Source organism: Nocardia sp. CNS-044, from assembly GCF_059570515.1.
On the sequence record NZ_JCANSX010000008.1, the window covers coordinates 436,446 to 452,416 of the forward strand.

The window sequence follows — 15,971 nt, forward strand, 5'->3', positions numbered from 1 at the left end:
ATCAGACCGAATCCGGCGTGGCCTCATTCTCCACCAGCCGTCGCGGTTGTGGAATGGAAACCATGCCGGATATCGCGCAGCTGCCGACCGTGGTGATCGACGGGCCGCTGACCAGGGCGCAGGTCGTCGCGGTCGCGCGCGACGGCGCTCGGGTGAGCCTGAGCGCGGCCGCAGAGCGGCGGCTGATCGCCGCCCGTCAGCACGTCGACGCCTTGGCCGAGGCGTCGACCCCGACCTACGGCGTGTCCACCGGATTCGGTGCGCTGGCGATCCGCCACATCCCTCCGTCGCGCCGCGCCGCGTTGCAGCGATCGCTGATCCGCTCCCACGCGGCGGGCGCGGGCGACGCGGTCGAACGGGAGGTGGTGCGCGCGCAGATGGTGCTGCGGCTGCGCACCCTGGCCTCCGGCCACACGGGAGCCCATCCGGAGACCGCGCACACGCTGGCCGCCCTGCTCAATGCGGGCATCACGCCCGTGGTGCACGAGTTCGGCTCGCTCGGCTGCTCCGGCGATCTCGCGCCACTGGCCGCCGTCGCGCTCACGCTGATGGGCGAAGGCACCGTGACCGACGCCGAGGGAAACCTGGTGGACGCGGAAAAGGCTTTGCACGACAACGGAATAACGCCCGTCATCCTGGCGGAGAAGGAAGGACTCGCCCTCACCAACGGCACCGACGGCATGCTCGGCATGCTGGTGCTCGCGCTGGCCGACCTGCACCGACTGCTCGACGTCGCCGATATCACCGCCGCGATGAGCGTGGAGGCGCTGCTCGGCACCGATCGCGTCTTCGCGGGCGACCTGCAAGCGCTGCGCCCCCATCCGGGTCAGGCGTACGCGGCGGCGCGCATGCGGGCCGCGCTCGCCGGTTCCGAGATCGTGGCCAGTCACCGGGAATGCCATCGGGTGCAGGACGCCTATTCGCTGCGCTGCGCGCCGCAGGTGCACGGCGCGGCCCGTGACACCGTCGCGCACGCGGAGACGGTGGCCGACCGAGAACTCGCCGCCACCATCGACAATCCGGTCGTGCTGGCCGACGGCCGCCTGGAATCCAACGGCAATTTCCACGGCGCGCCGTTGGCCTACGTGCTCGACTTCCTGGCCATTCCCGTCGCCGACGTCGCGAGCATGGCCGAACGCCGCACCGATCGCATGCTGGATGTCGCTCGCTCCCACGGACTTCCGGCGTTCCTCGCCGCAGACCCCGGCGTCGACTCCGGGCACATGATCGCCCAGTACACCCAGGCGGCCGTGGTCGCCGAACTGAAGCGGATCGCGGTGCCCGCCTCGGTGGATTCCATCCCTAGCAGCGCCATGCAGGAGGACCATGTGTCGATGGGCTGGTCGGCCGGACGCAAGTTGCGCGTCGCGGTGAACGGGCTGACCACCGTCCTCGCGGTCGAGTACCTCACCGCGGCCCGCGCCCTCGATCTGCGCGCCCCGCTGCGCCCGGCGCCCGCCACCGCCGCCGCCGTCGCGCTGTTGCGCACCAGAGTCGAGGGGCCGGGCCCGGACCGGCATCTGGCTCCCGAGATCGCGGCCGCCGCGGACTTGATCCGCGAGGGTGCGCTGCTGCGGGCGGTCGCACCGCAGGTGGCCGCGGACCCGGCGCCCGGCGAACGGAGGCAGTGATGACGACGGAGCACCCGACCGTGCGGGCGGCGCGCGGCACCCGCCTGACGGCCCGCACCTGGCAGACCGAGGCCGCGCTGCGCATGCTGCACAACAACCTCGACCCCGAGGTCGCCGAACGCCCGCAAGACTTGGTTGTCTACGGCGGCACCGGGAAGGCGGCCAGGGACTGGGCCAGTTTCGACGCCATCACCCGCACCCTGACCACCCTCGCGCCCGACGAGACGCTGCTGGTCCAGTCGGGCAAGCCGGTCGGGGTGCTGCGCACGCACGAGTGGGCGCCCCGGGTGCTGATCGCCAACTCGAACCTGGTGGGGGACTGGGCGACCTGGCCGGAATTCCGCAGGCTCGAGGCGCTGGGGCTGACCATGTACGGGCAGATGACGGCCGGTTCCTGGATCTACATCGGTACCCAGGGCATCTTGCAGGGCACCTACGAAACCTTCGCCGCCATCGCCGACAAGCGGTTCGGCGGCACGCTCGCGGGCACGCTGACGCTCAGCGCCGGCCTCGGCGGAATGGGCGGCGCGCAACCGCTGGCCGTCACCATGAACGGCGGTGCGGTGTTGATCGTCGAATGCGATCCGGCGCGGGCGCGGCGGCGGCTGAAGGACCGCTACCTGGACGAGATCGCGGACGATGTCGACGACGCGATCCGCCGAGTGACGGCGGCCCGGTCGCAGCGAAAGGCATTGTCCGTCGGGCTGATCGGCAACGCGGCGGAGGTGCTGCCGCGCCTGGCCGCGGCGGACCTGCCCGCCGACATCGTCACCGACCAGACCTCGGCGCACGATCCGTTGTCCTACCTGCCCCGCGGAGTCGAACTGGCCGACTGGCCCGGTTACGCGGCCCGCAAGCCGGACGAATTCACCGAGCGCGCAAGGGAATCCATGGTCGAACACGTCGACGCCATGGTGCGCTTCCTGGACCGTGGCGCGGAGGTCTTCGACTACGGCAACTCGCTGCGCGGCGAGGCGCGGCTCGGGGGCTGCGCCAGAGCCTTCGACTACCCGGGTTTCGTGCCCGCCTACATTCGGCCGCTGTTCTGCGCGGGCAAGGGGCCGTTCCGCTGGGCCGCGCTGTCCGGCGATCCCGCCGACATCGCCGCCACCGATCGCGCGATCCTGGATCTGTTCCCGCACAACGAATCCCTGCGCCGGTGGATCGCCCTGGCCGGTGAACGCGTCGCGTTCCAAGGGCTGCCCGCGCGGATCTGCTGGCTCGGCTATGGCGAGCGGCACCGTGCGGGTCTGCGGTTCAACGAGATGGTGGCCGCCGGTGAGTTGAGCGCACCGATCGTGATCGGGCGCGACCATCTCGACGCGGGCAGCGTCGCCTCGCCCTATCGCGAAACCGAGGCGATGTCGGACGGTTCCGACGCCATCGCGGACTGGCCGCTGCTGAACGCGTTGGTGAACACCGCCTCCGGCGCCGGCTGGGTGTCCATCCACCACGGCGGCGGCGTCGGCATCGGCCGGTCGATCCACGCCGGGCAGGTGTGCGTGGCGGACGGCACCGAGCTGGCCGCACAGAAGCTCGAGCGGGTGCTCACCAACGATCCGGCGATGGGTGTGCTGCGGCACGTGGACGCGGGGTACGAGCGTGCGCGGTCCGTAGCGGACGCCGAGGGGTTGCGAATTCCGTTGCCGGGCAACGACTGAATTCAGCGAGCGGGGAAGCGCAGGATGCGATCGTCGCCTCCGCGCGCGTCGCCGCGGCCGTCGGTGTTCGAGGTGGTCATCCACAGCGCTCCGTCCGCGGCGACCTCGACGGTGCGCAGTCGGCCGTAGCGCTCCTCGAACATCGCGCGCGGCTCGCCGACCGAGCCGTTCACCAGCGGTACGGTCCACAGCCTTTCGCCGCGCAGCGCCGCGGCGTACAGGGTCTCGCCCGCGATCGCGATACCGGACGGGGACGCCTCCGCCGTGGTCCAGGTGACCACAGGGTCGACGTAGCCGCGTCCCGCGCCGCCACCACCCTCGACCGCGGGCCAGCCGTAATTGCGGTTCGGTTCGATGAGATTGACCTCGTCCAAACGATTCTGGCCGAACTCGGCGGCGAACAACCGTCCCGCGCGATCCCAGGCGAGGCCCTGCACGTTGCGGTGACCGAGGCTGTAGACCGGCGAGCCCGGGTTCGGATTGCCCGGCGCCGGTTCGCCTTCGGGCGTCAGACGCAGAATCTTGCCGTTCGGCGAGGCGGGATCCTGCGACAGCGCGCTGCGCGCCGCGTCGCCGGTGCCGACGTACAGCATGCCGTCTGGGCCGAACGCGATCCGCCCACCATTGTGGTTGCCCGCCTTCGCGATTCCCTCGAAGACGACCTCCGGTGCACCGTCGAGCCGGAAGCGCACGATCCGGTTGTCCGTGTCCGCGGTGAAATAGGCGTAGACGTAGCGGTCCTCGGAGTACCGCGGCGACACTGCGAGGCCGAGCAGACCGCCTTCTCCGCGCGCGACAACGCCGGGCACCTCGTACACCTCTTCCGGCGCCCGGCCGGGAACCACCCGCATGATCTTCGCGGTGTCGCGCTCGGCGACCAGCGCGGCGCCGTCGGGCAGAAATGCCAGCCCCCACGGGACGTCGATCCCTTGCGCCACTTCCTCGGGAGCGGCGAGATCGGGCACCCCCGACGGACTGCTCGCGACGGTGGTCGTGACGACCGGCGAAGACTCCCGGTCCGTTTCGGAACGCTCACCGCCGCACCCGCTCACCGCCGCCAGGACGAGCAGCGCGGCGCAGACCGCCGCCCGCCGATTCGTTCGCACAGGTCCCATCACTCGTTGCTCCCTGTCCGCCCGGTGGGCATGATCGTCGACCATCACCCACCGAATCGAGTCCATTCTCCGCTGATGCGCGTCGCCCGCGAGCCAGGACCGCTCGGAGAACGCCGCCCTCATCCTGCCCCGACCCCGCGGCGACGCCCGCTACGCCACGCGGGATCGAAGAGCCTTACTCCGTAGTCTCGCGCAGAGGCTAGAGCCGAGCCTGCCGCTTTTCCAGCGCGCCGTAGATCAACCGTCGCGCCCCTTCGCCGGTCACCGACAGTGCGGCCAGCTCCGCGAACATCCGGGCGTAGATCGCGATCTCGCGCGGCTGCGTGATCGTCAACTCCGCGGTAATCGCCTCCGCCAGCACCATTCGCTCGTCGAACATGACGAAATTCGTCACCTGCATGGGCAATTCGGCGTTTGCCGGGATGATGCCGAGCAGCACGCGAGGCAGGCCGATGACCGCCGAAAGCCGGTCCAGCTGGCCGACCATCACCGAATCACCGCCGACCGTGGTCGACAACGCCTGCTCGGCGACGAGGATGTGGAACCGGCGGTCTCCCTTGTACAGAAGCTGCTGTCGCTCCAGGCGCTTGGATACGCCTTCGTCGAGATCGTCCGGGACACGGAAGAAGTCGATGTATTTGCTCAATACGGCCTCGGCGTACTCCGCGGTTTGCAAGATGCCGGGGACGATGTGCGGCTGGAAGATGCGCATCATTCGAGACGCCTCCGCCATCCTCACCGCCGCGTGCTGTCGCCGCTTGGTTCCGGTGCTGAGAATCTTGCGCCACTCGAGATAGGCGACGTCGATGTCGTGCAGGGTGGCCAGCAGATCCGGGAGTTGATCAGCGGCGTCGCAGAACTGGCAGTAGGCACGGATGTCGTCGTCGGACGGGCTGATCCGGCCGAACTCGATCTTGGAAACCTTGGACTCGTGCCACCCGGACAGGGTCGCGAGCCGCCGGTTGGTGAGCCCCGCTGTACGGCGAAGCTCCCGAAGCCGCGCTCCGAGAGCTTCCCGCGCGTCGTGCACGCTGTTCGTCACCGGTCGGCATACTCCTGGTACGGGATCGCTTGCGCCCACAGTCGCCTACGCACGCCTTGGCAGTACTCGACGATCCGCGGATCGGTGGTCACGCCGAGACCGGCCGGCGCTCCTGCCGCGTCCGTCAGGTTGTAGACGACGCGTTCGCCATCCATCAGCCACCAATCGTCCGGGGGCACTTCTCCGGCGACGTGGCGGGGGAGGTACCGAATGTCTTCCCCCGCATCGACATTGTGCACGGTCACCGACAACAGCCAACGCTGATACTCCGAGTGCGGGACGGTGACGACACGGACCCGGCTCACCGAGACGCCGCGGCCGGTGGTTTCCCGCATGAGGTCCTGCCACGGAGTACGCGGATCCACCGGCGGCTCGCCGTCGAGAAACCGGCGCAACCTCTCGGACTCGTCCGGCACGGCGTACGTGTCCCGGACCTCCAGATGGAACGCGTCCCGCTCGACCTCGCGGAACAGTTTCTGCCACAGCTCCGGTTCATCTGTGGGCCGCAGTCGCACCGTAGAACGTCCTTCCCAGCTTGGGCACCTCGATGGCCGTCTCGTCCTCGGCCAGGTCGAGTTGGGCCAGCGTCTCGGTCTCGGTGATCGGCCTGCCGGAGAGGAGGAACGTGCCCCGCCCGGTATCGGTCATGGTCGCACCGATGAACGTGTCCGGCTGCGCGAAACCGGTCAGCAGATGCGGGATTTCGACGGTGCCGTCCTGGTTCGTCTGCCATCCCTGCACGAGATATGACTCCCGGTCCGTCGCGAACAAGGACGGACAACCCCCGCTGTCCGATCCGCCTTTGCCGAGGAACTGTAGGCGCATTGTGTCGACCCCCTGCTCAGTTCTGTGCACGAGTCTTCTCATGCGTGGTTCACGATCCACCCGGTGAAGCGCGCTGTCCAGCGAAAACCGAATTTTTGCAAACTCGAGCACACTCCTGGTCTCGCTGCCTGCGAGGTGTCTAACGTCCTGTGCAAGCAGGGTGCCGGGCGATCCGACCCGCACGGATGCGATCCAACTGGAAACGCCCAAGTGGTCGAGGAGGACTCATGCGCAGCTACCTGGTCAAGGTGCACTGCTGCGGCACCCGCTGGATCGTGCATGTTCCTGCTCTGGACCGCTGGACCCTGGTCACCGAGAAGTCGTCCATCAAGCGGATTGCCCGCCAGATGATTTCGACTCTGGCCGGGGCGGAACCCGGCTCGTTCGAACTGGATCTCCTCGAGGGACGTGCACTGTCGACGGTCGACGAGTTCGCCGCCGATCCCGGTGCGCTCCGCCGTTGGGACTCTGCGCCGACCACGGCCCCGTCGCGGTAGCCGACGGACTCGCCGCACTGCTCGGCAACCACCGCGAAGTGTGTGGACCTTGTACGAGACCGGCTTTCGGTCTGGTCAGAGGGCGTCGAGGGCAGCGAGGACTTCGAAGGCGGTGTCGGCGGTGCGCCAGAGGAGGTCCATCTCGGTGCGGACGGTAGGGGCGAGGGCGGGGTCTTGGAGGGCGAGGCCGTTGCCGAAGATGACGACGTTGGCGCCGGCGTCGGCGAGGCGAAGACGGGGGACGGTCGCCACGCCCGCGCCGAGCACGGCGTCGAGACCTTCGCCGAGGAAGTAGAAGCGCCAGAGTGGGCCGAGGTCGCCGCCGTAGGTCGCCTTCGTGGCGTCGACGAGGAGGAAGCCGTTCGTCGCGATCGCGTCGACGATGCGGAAGTAGTCGGGTCCGTTGGCGGTGGTGCCGCGCACCGCGGCGACGGAGAGTGAGAGGTCGACGGTGAGGTGGGCGTTGTAGCCCGCCATCGCCACCCGGGCCGCGGACAGGTGGCACTGCTTGGTCAGCGCGAAGTAGTGCGCCCACTGCGGTTCCGCTGCGGCGCCGGTGAATTCGGCGTGTACGGCGCGCAGGAAGCGGGACAGCAGGTCGAGGCTGATGTTGTGCGCCCACTCGCGATCGTCGAAGGCGGCGGGGTCGCGTTGCAGCGGCATCACGGCGGACTGCTCGACGATGTCGAGTCCCAGCGCGAGCAGTCCGCGCCGGTCCCCGTGCTCGACGAGGATCTCGGCGATGCGGTGATGGTTGTCGACCGCCGCTTCCAGCCGTTGCATGGACGTACCGGTCAACGCGGTCGTGTCGGAGAGTTCGATGATGGTGTCGATCGCGTCGGCGGACAACGGTGTGCCGCAGGCGGTGTCGAGCGAGTACGCGTGCGCGGCCGACGGCGTTGGCAGGCCCGCCACCAATGCGGCGACGAGCGCCAGCGCGAACACCAAGGCGCGCAAGGGAACGATCCGGTCGACGACACGCGTGCTCGGCGAATTCATCCGTCCTCCGTCAAAGCTGGAGCAGCCCAAAGCCTAACCGAAACAGCCCACCGAAGCGGATTGCGTCAGCCCTTGTGCAGCGTGCCCGCGATGGTGCCGCCGAACACGCCGGGCGTGCTGTAGGACAGCGAACCGTCCGATTGCAGCCGCACCGTCGAGATGGAGCCGTCGTCGACGCAGTCGGTGGGACTGTCGGCGCTGAGCCGCGCGACGAAGGTGAGCTGAGTTTCGGTGGCGGCGGTGAGTCGTTCGATCCGCCCGCAGCGCTGCCGGGACACCTTGCCGGTGTTCGACGAGGTGGCGACCTCCGCGCCGACTTCGCCTTCCTTGATGGTCAATTCGATGTCGAAGGTGACGAGGCCGTCCGCGGCGCTGCCGCGCCAGGCGCCGACGAAGGCCGTGGGCACATTCGATACGGAGGCCCCCGCCTCGGTGGTTCCGCTTGCGACCGTGGTCGTGCCGCCACCGCCGGTGTCGGAGTTCCCGCGCAGCTGACCACCGATGACGAACGCGCCGATCGCGACCACCACGCAAACCACCAACAGTCCGGCCAGCAGTGGACCGCGGCGGCTAACCCGCGCGCCTCCCGAATTGGCGCCCGTGTGCTGCTGGTGCGGAATCGAACTCTGTGCCGGAGCGGGTCCCGGTCGTGAGGCGGCGGGCTGCCAACCTTGGTGCGACCGAGATTCCGCGTGATCCCCGTGCACTCGATGCGGTGACGAATCCATGCGCTGCCACTGCGGCGCAGGCGTTGCCGGGTGCTGCCACTGCGCAGGAGCGGCGTCGCTCGGTCCGGAATACTGCCAAGGCTGTCGACTCCCGGGGGCTTGCGGATACGAGCCGGCCGACGACGTATCCCCGCGCACGGCCGAATCCCCTTGTCGCCAGCCGCCGAAACCTTGCCCGCCTTCCGACGACAGTGCGGTCTGCGACCACTCACCCAACTGCACCGGCCCGGAATCCAGATCGAGCAACCGCACCGCGCGCACGCTCACCTCTTCCAGCACCGGAGGAGGCAACCATCCGGCCCGCTCCGGCACACCGAGCGCGGCCAATTCGTCCAGCAGCTGCCGGGGCGTCGGCCGGGCGGCGGGATCCTTTGTGAGGCAAGCCGCGACGAGCGGCCGGACCCGCTCCGGCACGGCGTCGAGCCGCGGGTCCTCGTACACGATGCGCCACAGCATGTGCACCGTCTCGCCCGTGCCGAACGGCCCGTGTCCGGCGGCCGCGAAGGCCAGCACGCCGCCGAGCGCGAAGACATCGCTCGCCGGACCGACTGGTTCGCCGGTCACCTGCTCCGGGCACATGAAACCCGGTGAGCCGATGACCTTTCCGGTGGTGGTGAGCGCGGTGTCCTCGACGGCGCGCGCGATACCGAAATCGATCACCTTCGGCCCGTCCACCGCGAGCAGCACGTTGGAAGGCTTCAGATCGCGATGGACCACCCCGGCCTCGTGCACCGCGATCAGCGCTTCGGCCAGGCCGCGGGCCAGCACCAGCAGAGTGGGCTCGGTGAAAGTGCCGAACCGTTCCACCGCCTCCGACAGCGCGAACCCCGCGACGTATCCCGTTGCCAGCCAGGGCGGGTCGGCGTCCACGTCGGCGTCGAGCACCGGCGCGGTGAACTGTCCGCCGACCCGCCGTGCCGCCGCGACCTCGCGCCGGAACCGGGTGCGGAACTCGTCGCCGCCCACCAGATCCGGTCGGATCACCTTCACCGCGACGGTGCGCCCGCCCGCGTTGCGCCCGAGATAGACCCGGCCCATTCCACCTGCGCCGAGCACGCCGAGGATCCGGTAGTCGCCGATCCGTCGCGGATCGTCCATGCCGAGCGGTTGCATCGCGAAGTCGGTTCCCTTCGAATGGTCGAACATCGAAAGGCTACCGACCGTCACCCGGCAACCCGAACGGCGCGGCGACCCCATTTCGACGGGCAGCCGCGCCGCGCGGGTATCAGAGCTGGGACTTGACCTTGTCCGCGATGAGTTCCAGGTGCGCCAGGTCGTCGAGATCCAGGATCTGTAGATAGATTCGGCCCGCGCCGATCTCGGCGTAGCGGCCGATCTTGTCGACCACCTCGTCGGGCGAGCCCGCCAGACCGTTGGTCTTCAGCTCGTCCACCTCGCGGCCGATGGCCGCGGCGCGGCGGGCCACCTCGGCATCGCTCGCGCCGACGCAAACCACCAGCGCGTTGGAGTACACCAGCTCGTCGGCGCGCCGCCCGTAGGTCTCCGCCGCGGCGCGGACCCGCTCGAACTGGCGGGCGCTGTCCTCCAGCGAGGCGAACGGCATGTTGAACTCGCTCGCGTACTGGGCGGCCAGCCGCGGCGTGCGGGTGGCGCCGTGGCCGCCGATGAGCACCGGCACTGGATCCTGCACCGGCTTGGGCAGCGCGGGGGAGTCGGTGAGCTGGTAGTGCTTGCCCTCGAAGCTGAAAGTGTCACCGGGCTTGGTCGCCCAGAGACCGGTGACGATCGCGAGCTGTTCTTCGAAGCGCGCGAACTTGTCGGACGGGAACGGGATGCCGTAGGCGGCGTGTTCCTCGGCGAACCAGCCGCTGCCGAGCCCGAGCTCGACTCGGCCGCCGGACATCTGATCCACCTGCGCGACCTGGATCGCCAGCGGGCCGGGCAGCCGGAAGGTGGCCGCGGTGACCAGCGTGCCGAGGCGGATCCGGCGGGTCTCCCTGGCCAGACCGGCGAGGGTGATCCAGGCGTCGGTGGGACCGGGCAGACCGTCGGAGTCGCCCATCGCCAGATAGTGGTCGGAGCGGAAGAACGCGTCGAACTCCAAGTCCTCCGCAGCTTTCGCGACGTTCAGCAGGGTGTCGTAGTCCGCGCCCTGCTGCGGCTCGGTGAAGATGCGCAGTTTCATGACATCCATCGTGCCCGAGGCATGTGCGCGCCTCGGACCGCGGACCCCCGGGAGTGGTCGATACCACTAGGGTCGGCTGCGAGCCGCCGCGTCGTCGAGGAGGACATCCGTGACCGAAGCCCGAGCCCCGCGCGTCGTCGTCATGGGCGTCGCCGGATCCGGCAAGTCGACCGTCGGTGACCGGCTCGCGCACGCGTTGCGCGTCGAGTTCGCCGAGGGCGACGACTTCCACCCGCCCGCCAACGTCGCCAAGATGCGGGCGGGCGAACCGCTCACCGACGTCGACCGCGCCCCCTGGCTGGACCGCATCGCCGCCTGGCTGGCCGAACAGTCGGGCCGCGGCGGCGTAGTCAGCTGCTCGGCGCTGAAGCGCGATTATCGGGATCGGATGCGGGCGGCCGCGCCCGACGTTCTGTTCCTGCACCTGACGGCGACCCGCGAGGAGCTGGCCCGCCGGATGTCCACGCGCCGCGACCATTTCATGCCGCCGAGCCTGCTCGACTCCCAGCTCGCCGCCCTGGAACCGCTCGCCGCCGACGAGCGCGGCATCGTCGTCGACGCGACCCGCGCGCCCGCGGACCTGGTCCGGGAGACGATCGCGGTCCTGGACAGCGGTCGGCCCGCCTAGCGCACGGCGGGCGGCGCGCATTCCCCCGACACCACCGGCAGACAGATCCCCGTCGCGTCCGACAGCATCAGCCCACCGCCCACGACCAGCGCGGCGACCGCGACCACTCCGAAGAACAGCACCCACAGCAGCCCGGGAAGGTGGGTGAGCCGGGCCAGCTGATCGGCATCGGAGTCGACGTTCCCCGGCTGTCGCCAGCGGTGCACTCGCCCGCGCTGCATCTCGATGACCGGACGAAGACCGGCGAGCAGCAGGAACCACGCGGCGAGATAGGCGAACGCGGCCTGCACCGTGTCGGTGCCGAACCAGGACACCGCGAACACCGTCGCGCCCACCGCGAAGACCGTGAAAAGCCCGTAGATGTTGCGGACCTTGATCAGCACGGCGGCGAGCAGCGCGATGGAGGTCCACAGCATCAGCGTGATGCGATCCGCGCCGAGCAGCGCGGCGAAACCCAATCCGAGCAGCGGCGGCGCGGGGTAGCCCGCCGTGGCGGTGAGAATCATGCCCGGGCCGTAGGGTTTTCCGCTGGAGACGGTCAGCCCCGAGGTGTCGGAGTGCAGCGTGATGCTGTTGAGCCTGCGGCCGGTGAGCAGCGCGCTCAACGCGTGCCCGCCCTCGTGCGCGATGGTGACGACGTTGCGGGTGAGCCGCCACAGCGGTCCGTAGCCGACGAGCACCAGCGCCGCCACCCCCGTGACGACGACCAATTGCCAAGGTGGTGGGGTCTGCGTGGTGGTGAGTCGATCCGCGATGGAGGCGCCGCGGTCGACCAGTTCGGCGGTGTTCACCGCCGCACCCTATCGGTCGCGCGCCGCGGCCGCATCGGGGACGAATGCCCCTCGGCGGTGTTCAGAGGAGTCGCGCGGTCCCGGACTCGGCCGATCGGCGGGCCGCCGCGAGCACCCGAAGCGCCGCGACGGCGTCGCGCGGGTCGACGGGGACCGGCGCGCCGTCCAGGATCGCGGCGGCCATCTCGGCGTAGAAGGCCGGGTAGTCGCCCGCCAGCGTCGGGTGCGGTGCGAGATCCGGTTCGGCGCCGAGCAATCCCCACCGCTCGGATTCGACCGTGCCCCAATCGTCCTCGCGCGGGTCGCGACCCGCGCGCAACGCGTCTTCCTGCGGGTCGAGCCCGTAGGTGACGTATCCGGCGTCCGCGCCGAGCACCCGGAAGCGCGGACCGAGCTGGGGCGCGACCGCGCTCATCCACAGGTGCGAGCGAACACCGTTCTCGTGGGTCAGCGCGAGGAAGACGTCGTCGTCGGTCTGGATGCCGGGGCGGCGACGATCCAGCTCGCCGTACACCGAGCGGACCGGGCCGAACAGCGTCAGCGCCTGATCGACCAGGTGACTGCCGAGATCGAAGAGAATTCCCGCGCCGTCGGCGGCGGTGCCGATCTCACGCCAGCCGCCCTTCGGCACCGGACGCCACCGCTCGAACCGAGACTCGAAGCGCCGCACCGCGCCGAGCCCGCCGCCCTCGACCAGCTCGCGGACCGTCCGGAAATCGCCGTCCCAGCGCCGATTCTGGAAGACCGACAGCGCGACACCCGCCCGTTCGGCGTGCGCCACCACCTCCTCGGCCTCGTCGACGGTGACGGCGAACGGCTTGTCCACCACCACCGGAATCCCCGCGTCCAACGCCCGCGCGGCCAGCCGCGCATGGGTGCGGTTGGGCGTCGCGACGACCACCAGGTCGATGCCGCGGATGTCCTCGAACAGCGCGTCGACATCGGAGAGGACCCGCACCCCGTCGTGCGCGCGGCGGGCCTGCTCGGCGCGTTCCGCCGACCCGGTGACCACCGCCGCCACCCGCATCCGGGGTTCCGCGGCGATCAGCGGCGCATGGAACACCGCACCGGCCAAGCCGTATCCGACGACTGCCACCTCCAGGCTGCTCATCCTCCCGACGCTACCGCCACAGACAGCAGCCAACCCGCGCCTACCGGGACCACGCGGTGAAGCTCTTGACAAGTTATACATACATGCTTACATGTATCCCATGAAGCGATCGGTGGTCGAAGCGCGGGAGACGCGGGCGAGCATTCTGGCGGCTGGCTTGGCGTCGTTCGCCGAGCTGGGTTGGGAGCGAACGACATTCGTCGGTGTCGGGGCGCGGGCGGGGGTGACCCGTGGTGCTGTTCATCACCACTTTCCCGACAAGGTGTCGTTGCTGACGGCGGCGCTGGACGAAGGCTGGGCCGATGCCGCCGCGCCGTTGTTGGGAGCTCTCGCCGCCGCCGACATCCCGGGAGCGGAGCGGCTGGTCGGATTCGTGTCCGGTTATGTGCTCGCGTTGACCGGTGACGACCGGTTCCGGCGGTTGGCGATCGTGTCCACGATCGTGGCGCCCCAGGCGGTCGCGCTCGAAGCGGGGCTGGCGGCCAAGCGGCGCGGGATGTCGGCGTGGGAGGACGGGATCCGGGAGGCGTTGACCGACACGGTCTTTCGTCCCGGCGTCACCGCCGATGTCGCGGTGATCGCGCTCGTGACCCTGATCCACGGATTGACGATGACCGCGGCGACCCAACCCGAGTCGCTGCCCGCCGATGCCGCGGGCGCGCACGGGCTGGCCACCGCCTGCGTCCACGGTCTGGTGGCCTGAACCGACCGGACCCATACCCATCCGGCCGCATCCGCGCGCCGGATTCGAGCGACCCGCCGGAAGCGGGTCGCGTTGCAGGAAGGCAACTTCAGTGTCTGCTCGTCCGAGCGATAATTCTTCGACCGCGGCGGTGATCGTCGCGTGCCTTGCTCTGTTCACCGATATGTTCATCTACGGCCTGGCGATCCCGGTATTGCCGCTGTTGTCGGCGACCGTGGACGCCGGCCCGGCGGCGACCGGGTTGCTGTTCGCCAGCTACGCCGCCGCGATGCTGTTGGCCACACCGGTGGCCGGAGCGCTCGTCGACCGGCACGGTCCGCGTATGCCGCTGTTGATCGGCTTGTTCGGGCTGGCCGCTGCTACAGTGCTTTTCGCGTTCGGCGCGCCGTTCTGGTTGCTGCTCGTCGGCCGCACGCTGCAAGGGTTGGCCGCGGGCATGGCATGGGTGGCGAGCCTGTCGCTGATCGCTGCCACGGTGCCGTTGGCCAAACGCGGACCGGTGATGGGCGCGGCGATGAGCATGATCAGCGTCGGCATCCTCGCCGGGCCCCCGGTCGGCGGACTGCTGGTCGAGCACTTCGGCACCGTTGTTCCGTTCTTGCTCGCCGCTGGACTCGCGGTCGTCGACGGTATCGCGCGCGTGGTGTTCGTCCGGGTCGATCATGTCGGGACGGACGATCCCACCGGGCCGCTGGCGGTGCTGCGGGTACCCGGCACGATTCCGGTCGTCGTGGTGGTGCTGATCAGCGCCGCGATGATCGCCGCGGTCGAGCCGGTGCTCCCGCTGCACCTGACCCGATCCTTCGACACCGGCCCGGTGGGCATCGGTCTGTTGTTCGGGCTGACCGTCCTCGTCGGCGCCACCCTCAACCCGATCGTCGGTGCGCTGATCGGCAAGATCGACGCCCGCTTGCTCGTCACCACCGGCATCCTCGTCGCCACCGCGGGCTTGGCGCTGCTGGCCCTCGGCGCCCAGCGATGGCAGGTGATCGTCGCGATGATCCTGCTCGGAGCGGCGACGGCGTTGCTCTCGGCGCCGGGCACGACCCTGATCGGGTTCCAAGGACAGCAGACCCAGCCACCCGCCCTTGGCGGCGCCTACACCTTGTTCAATCTCGCCTACGGTGCCGGGCTCATGGCTGGTCCCGCGATCGCGGGCGCACTGACCGGCGCATTCGACCTCCGGGTCGCGCTGCTCGTCGTCGGAGCCGCGATCGTCGTCGCGGGGCTCGCCGTCGTGACCGAACTCCCGACCGCCCTTGGTCTTTCGATCCACGGAGAACAAGATCCGCGAGATCGGACCGGCGCCACACCTCGGGGCTGACCCGGCCGGCTAGCTACCCGGCGCGCTCGCGACCTTTCGCGATGCCCTCGAAGCCGTGCCACTGGGCTGACGGCCATCCGGGCACAAAGTCCTTCGCGGTGGGGCATCCCGGCCCTGGTCACCCACGGCCGCACAGGACCATCCTCTAAGCACTATGGCTGCTGCGCGCCCTCCCGATCACCCCGCTACCCGACCGGCGGCACACGAGTGCGACTCGCACCACTGCGCCGGGAACCCCCTGGTTATCCCGCTCACAAAATTGGTATCCGGGATGCGAATTATCGTAGGTTCGGGGCATGCAACTCACCCGGTTCACCGACCTCGGACTGCGAGTCGTCATGCGACTCGCGGTGGTCGGCGATGGTGATCGTCCCGGTAGCCGCGAGATCGCCGACGAGCTGGCGGTGTCCTACGCCCACGTGGCGAAAGTGATCACCCGGCTCGGCGAACTCGGGGTCGTGGACGCGCGCCGCGGGCGCAGCGGCGGTCTGGCCATCACCGAGCTCGGGCGCACCGCTTCGGTCGGCTGGCTGGTGCGTCGTCTCGAAGGCGAGGGTGAAGTCGTCGAATGCGAGGGTGCCCATCCGTGTCCGCTGCGGGCGGGCTGCCTGCTGCGCTCGGCGTTGCGCCGTGCCCAGGAAGCCTTCTTCGAGTCCCTCGACGCCCTCACCATCGAAGACCTCACCCGAACTCCCACGCGCACAGTACTTCTCGCTCTACCTCGGGTGGGCGAGACGAGCTCCGAGATTTCCGCGACGAATGGAGAATGA

16 protein-coding genes are annotated in these 15,971 nt (G+C 69.7%); 7 read left to right on the top strand and 9 right to left on the bottom strand.

What is annotated here, in order from left to right:
- Nucleotides 1-62 precede the first annotated feature (62 nt).
- Complete coding sequence (gene hutH, locus T333_RS21210) at nt 63-1,631, top strand: histidine ammonia-lyase (RefSeq protein WP_355003092.1); 1,569 nt, start codon at nt 63-65, stop codon at nt 1,629-1,631.
- Nucleotides 1,631-3,292: a urocanate hydratase gene (gene hutU, locus T333_RS21215; protein WP_496425577.1), complete on the top strand. Its 1,662-nt coding sequence runs from the start codon at nt 1,631-1,633 to the stop codon at nt 3,290-3,292. The genes hutH and hutU overlap by 1 nt, the downstream gene beginning before the upstream one ends.
- A gap of 2 nt (nt 3,293-3,294) precedes the next feature.
- Here the strand turns inward: hutU and T333_RS21220 are convergent, their stop codons facing one another.
- The 4 genes from T333_RS21220 to T333_RS21235 form a co-directional block, all read right to left on the bottom strand.
- Nucleotides 3,295-4,407, bottom strand: a complete 1,113-nt coding sequence (locus T333_RS21220; protein WP_355002931.1) for a PQQ-dependent sugar dehydrogenase — start codon at nt 4,405-4,407, stop codon at nt 3,295-3,297.
- A gap of 199 nt (nt 4,408-4,606) precedes the next feature.
- The gene (locus T333_RS21225) at nt 4,607-5,449 is read right to left on the bottom strand and encodes a helix-turn-helix domain-containing protein (protein WP_355002930.1); all 843 of its coding nucleotides are present in this window, start codon (nt 5,447-5,449) and stop codon (nt 4,607-4,609) included.
- A complete protein-coding gene (locus T333_RS21230; protein WP_355002929.1) occupies nt 5,446-5,964 on the bottom strand; it encodes a DUF6879 family protein in 519 nt (172 codons plus the stop codon). The genes T333_RS21225 and T333_RS21230 overlap by 4 nt, the downstream gene beginning before the upstream one ends.
- Complete coding sequence (locus T333_RS21235) at nt 5,942-6,190, bottom strand: hypothetical protein (RefSeq protein WP_355002928.1); 249 nt, start codon at nt 6,188-6,190, stop codon at nt 5,942-5,944. The genes T333_RS21230 and T333_RS21235 overlap by 23 nt, the downstream gene beginning before the upstream one ends.
- 311 nt (nt 6,191-6,501) lie before the next feature.
- Here T333_RS21235 and T333_RS21240 point away from each other — a divergent pair, with 311 nt between their 5' ends.
- Nucleotides 6,502-6,771: a hypothetical protein gene (locus T333_RS21240; protein ID WP_496425578.1), complete on the top strand. Its 270-nt coding sequence runs from the start codon at nt 6,502-6,504 to the stop codon at nt 6,769-6,771.
- Nucleotides 6,772-6,846: 75 nt separating this feature from the next.
- Here the strand turns inward: T333_RS21240 and T333_RS21245 are convergent, their stop codons facing one another.
- From T333_RS21245 to T333_RS21255, 3 genes are all read right to left on the bottom strand, one after another.
- Nucleotides 6,847-7,770: a DUF5995 family protein gene (locus T333_RS21245; protein WP_496425579.1), complete on the bottom strand. Its 924-nt coding sequence runs from the start codon at nt 7,768-7,770 to the stop codon at nt 6,847-6,849.
- Nucleotides 7,771-7,835: 65 nt separating this feature from the next.
- Nucleotides 7,836-9,644 (bottom strand): serine/threonine-protein kinase, encoded by a 1,809-nt coding sequence (locus T333_RS21250; RefSeq protein WP_496425580.1) that lies wholly within the window; start codon nt 9,642-9,644, stop codon nt 7,836-7,838.
- Between the two features lie 79 nt (nt 9,645-9,723).
- Entirely contained in the window at nt 9,724-10,644 is a 921-nt protein-coding gene (locus T333_RS21255; protein ID WP_355002924.1) for an LLM class F420-dependent oxidoreductase, read from the bottom strand.
- 142 nt (nt 10,645-10,786) lie between these two features.
- On the opposite strand from T333_RS21255, the gene T333_RS21260 reads away from it, so the two are divergent.
- Nucleotides 10,787-11,272, top strand: a complete 486-nt coding sequence (locus T333_RS21260; RefSeq protein WP_355003091.1) for a gluconokinase — start codon at nt 10,787-10,789, stop codon at nt 11,270-11,272.
- Here the strand turns inward: T333_RS21260 and T333_RS21265 are convergent.
- Both T333_RS21265 and T333_RS21270 read right to left on the bottom strand, forming a co-directional pair.
- The gene (locus T333_RS21265) at nt 11,269-12,063 is read right to left on the bottom strand and encodes a M50 family metallopeptidase (protein WP_496425581.1); all 795 of its coding nucleotides are present in this window, start codon (nt 12,061-12,063) and stop codon (nt 11,269-11,271) included. The genes T333_RS21260 and T333_RS21265 overlap by 4 nt on opposite strands.
- Before the next feature lie 61 nt (nt 12,064-12,124).
- A complete protein-coding gene (locus T333_RS21270; RefSeq protein WP_496425582.1) occupies nt 12,125-13,174 on the bottom strand; it encodes a Gfo/Idh/MocA family oxidoreductase in 1,050 nt (349 codons plus the stop codon).
- 100 nt (nt 13,175-13,274) lie between these two features.
- Here T333_RS21270 and T333_RS21275 point away from each other — a divergent pair, with 100 nt between their 5' ends.
- From T333_RS21275 to T333_RS21285, 3 genes are all read left to right on the top strand, one after another.
- Entirely contained in the window at nt 13,275-13,877 is a 603-nt protein-coding gene (locus T333_RS21275) for a TetR/AcrR family transcriptional regulator (RefSeq protein WP_496425583.1), read from the top strand.
- Nucleotides 13,878-13,968: 91 nt separating this feature from the next.
- Nucleotides 13,969-15,201 (top strand): MFS transporter, encoded by a 1,233-nt coding sequence (locus T333_RS21280; RefSeq protein WP_357249917.1) that lies wholly within the window; start codon nt 13,969-13,971, stop codon nt 15,199-15,201.
- Nucleotides 15,202-15,497: 296 nt separating this feature from the next.
- Nucleotides 15,498-15,971, top strand: a complete 474-nt coding sequence (locus T333_RS21285) for an RrF2 family transcriptional regulator (protein WP_355002919.1) — start codon at nt 15,498-15,500, stop codon at nt 15,969-15,971.

What these genes read in the sequence shown, in the direction of transcription:
- T333_RS21220 (WP_355002931.1), bottom strand. Translation starts at nt 4,407, where the DNA reads ATGGGACCTGTGCGAACGAATCGGCGGGCGGCGGTCTGCGCCGCGCTG.
- hutH (WP_355003092.1), top strand. Translation starts at nt 63, where the DNA reads ATGCCGGATATCGCGCAGCTGCCGACCGTGGTGATCGACGGGCCGCTG.
- T333_RS21260 (WP_355003091.1), top strand. Translation starts at nt 10,787, where the DNA reads ATGGGCGTCGCCGGATCCGGCAAGTCGACCGTCGGTGACCGGCTCGCG.
- T333_RS21275 (WP_496425583.1), top strand. Translation starts at nt 13,275, where the DNA reads ATGAAGCGATCGGTGGTCGAAGCGCGGGAGACGCGGGCGAGCATTCTG.
- T333_RS21250 (WP_496425580.1), bottom strand. Translation starts at nt 9,644, where the DNA reads ATGTTCGACCATTCGAAGGGAACCGACTTCGCGATGCAACCGCTCGGC.
- T333_RS21285 (WP_355002919.1), top strand. Translation starts at nt 15,498, where the DNA reads ATGCAACTCACCCGGTTCACCGACCTCGGACTGCGAGTCGTCATGCGA.
- hutU (WP_496425577.1), top strand. Translation starts at nt 1,631, where the DNA reads ATGACGACGGAGCACCCGACCGTGCGGGCGGCGCGCGGCACCCGCCTG.
- T333_RS21240 (WP_496425578.1), top strand. Translation starts at nt 6,502, where the DNA reads ATGCGCAGCTACCTGGTCAAGGTGCACTGCTGCGGCACCCGCTGGATC.
- T333_RS21245 (WP_496425579.1), bottom strand. Translation starts at nt 7,770, where the DNA reads ATGAATTCGCCGAGCACGCGTGTCGTCGACCGGATCGTTCCCTTGCGC.
- T333_RS21255 (WP_355002924.1), bottom strand. Translation starts at nt 10,644, where the DNA reads ATGAAACTGCGCATCTTCACCGAGCCGCAGCAGGGCGCGGACTACGAC.
- T333_RS21270 (WP_496425582.1), bottom strand. Translation starts at nt 13,174, where the DNA reads ATGAGCAGCCTGGAGGTGGCAGTCGTCGGATACGGCTTGGCCGGTGCG.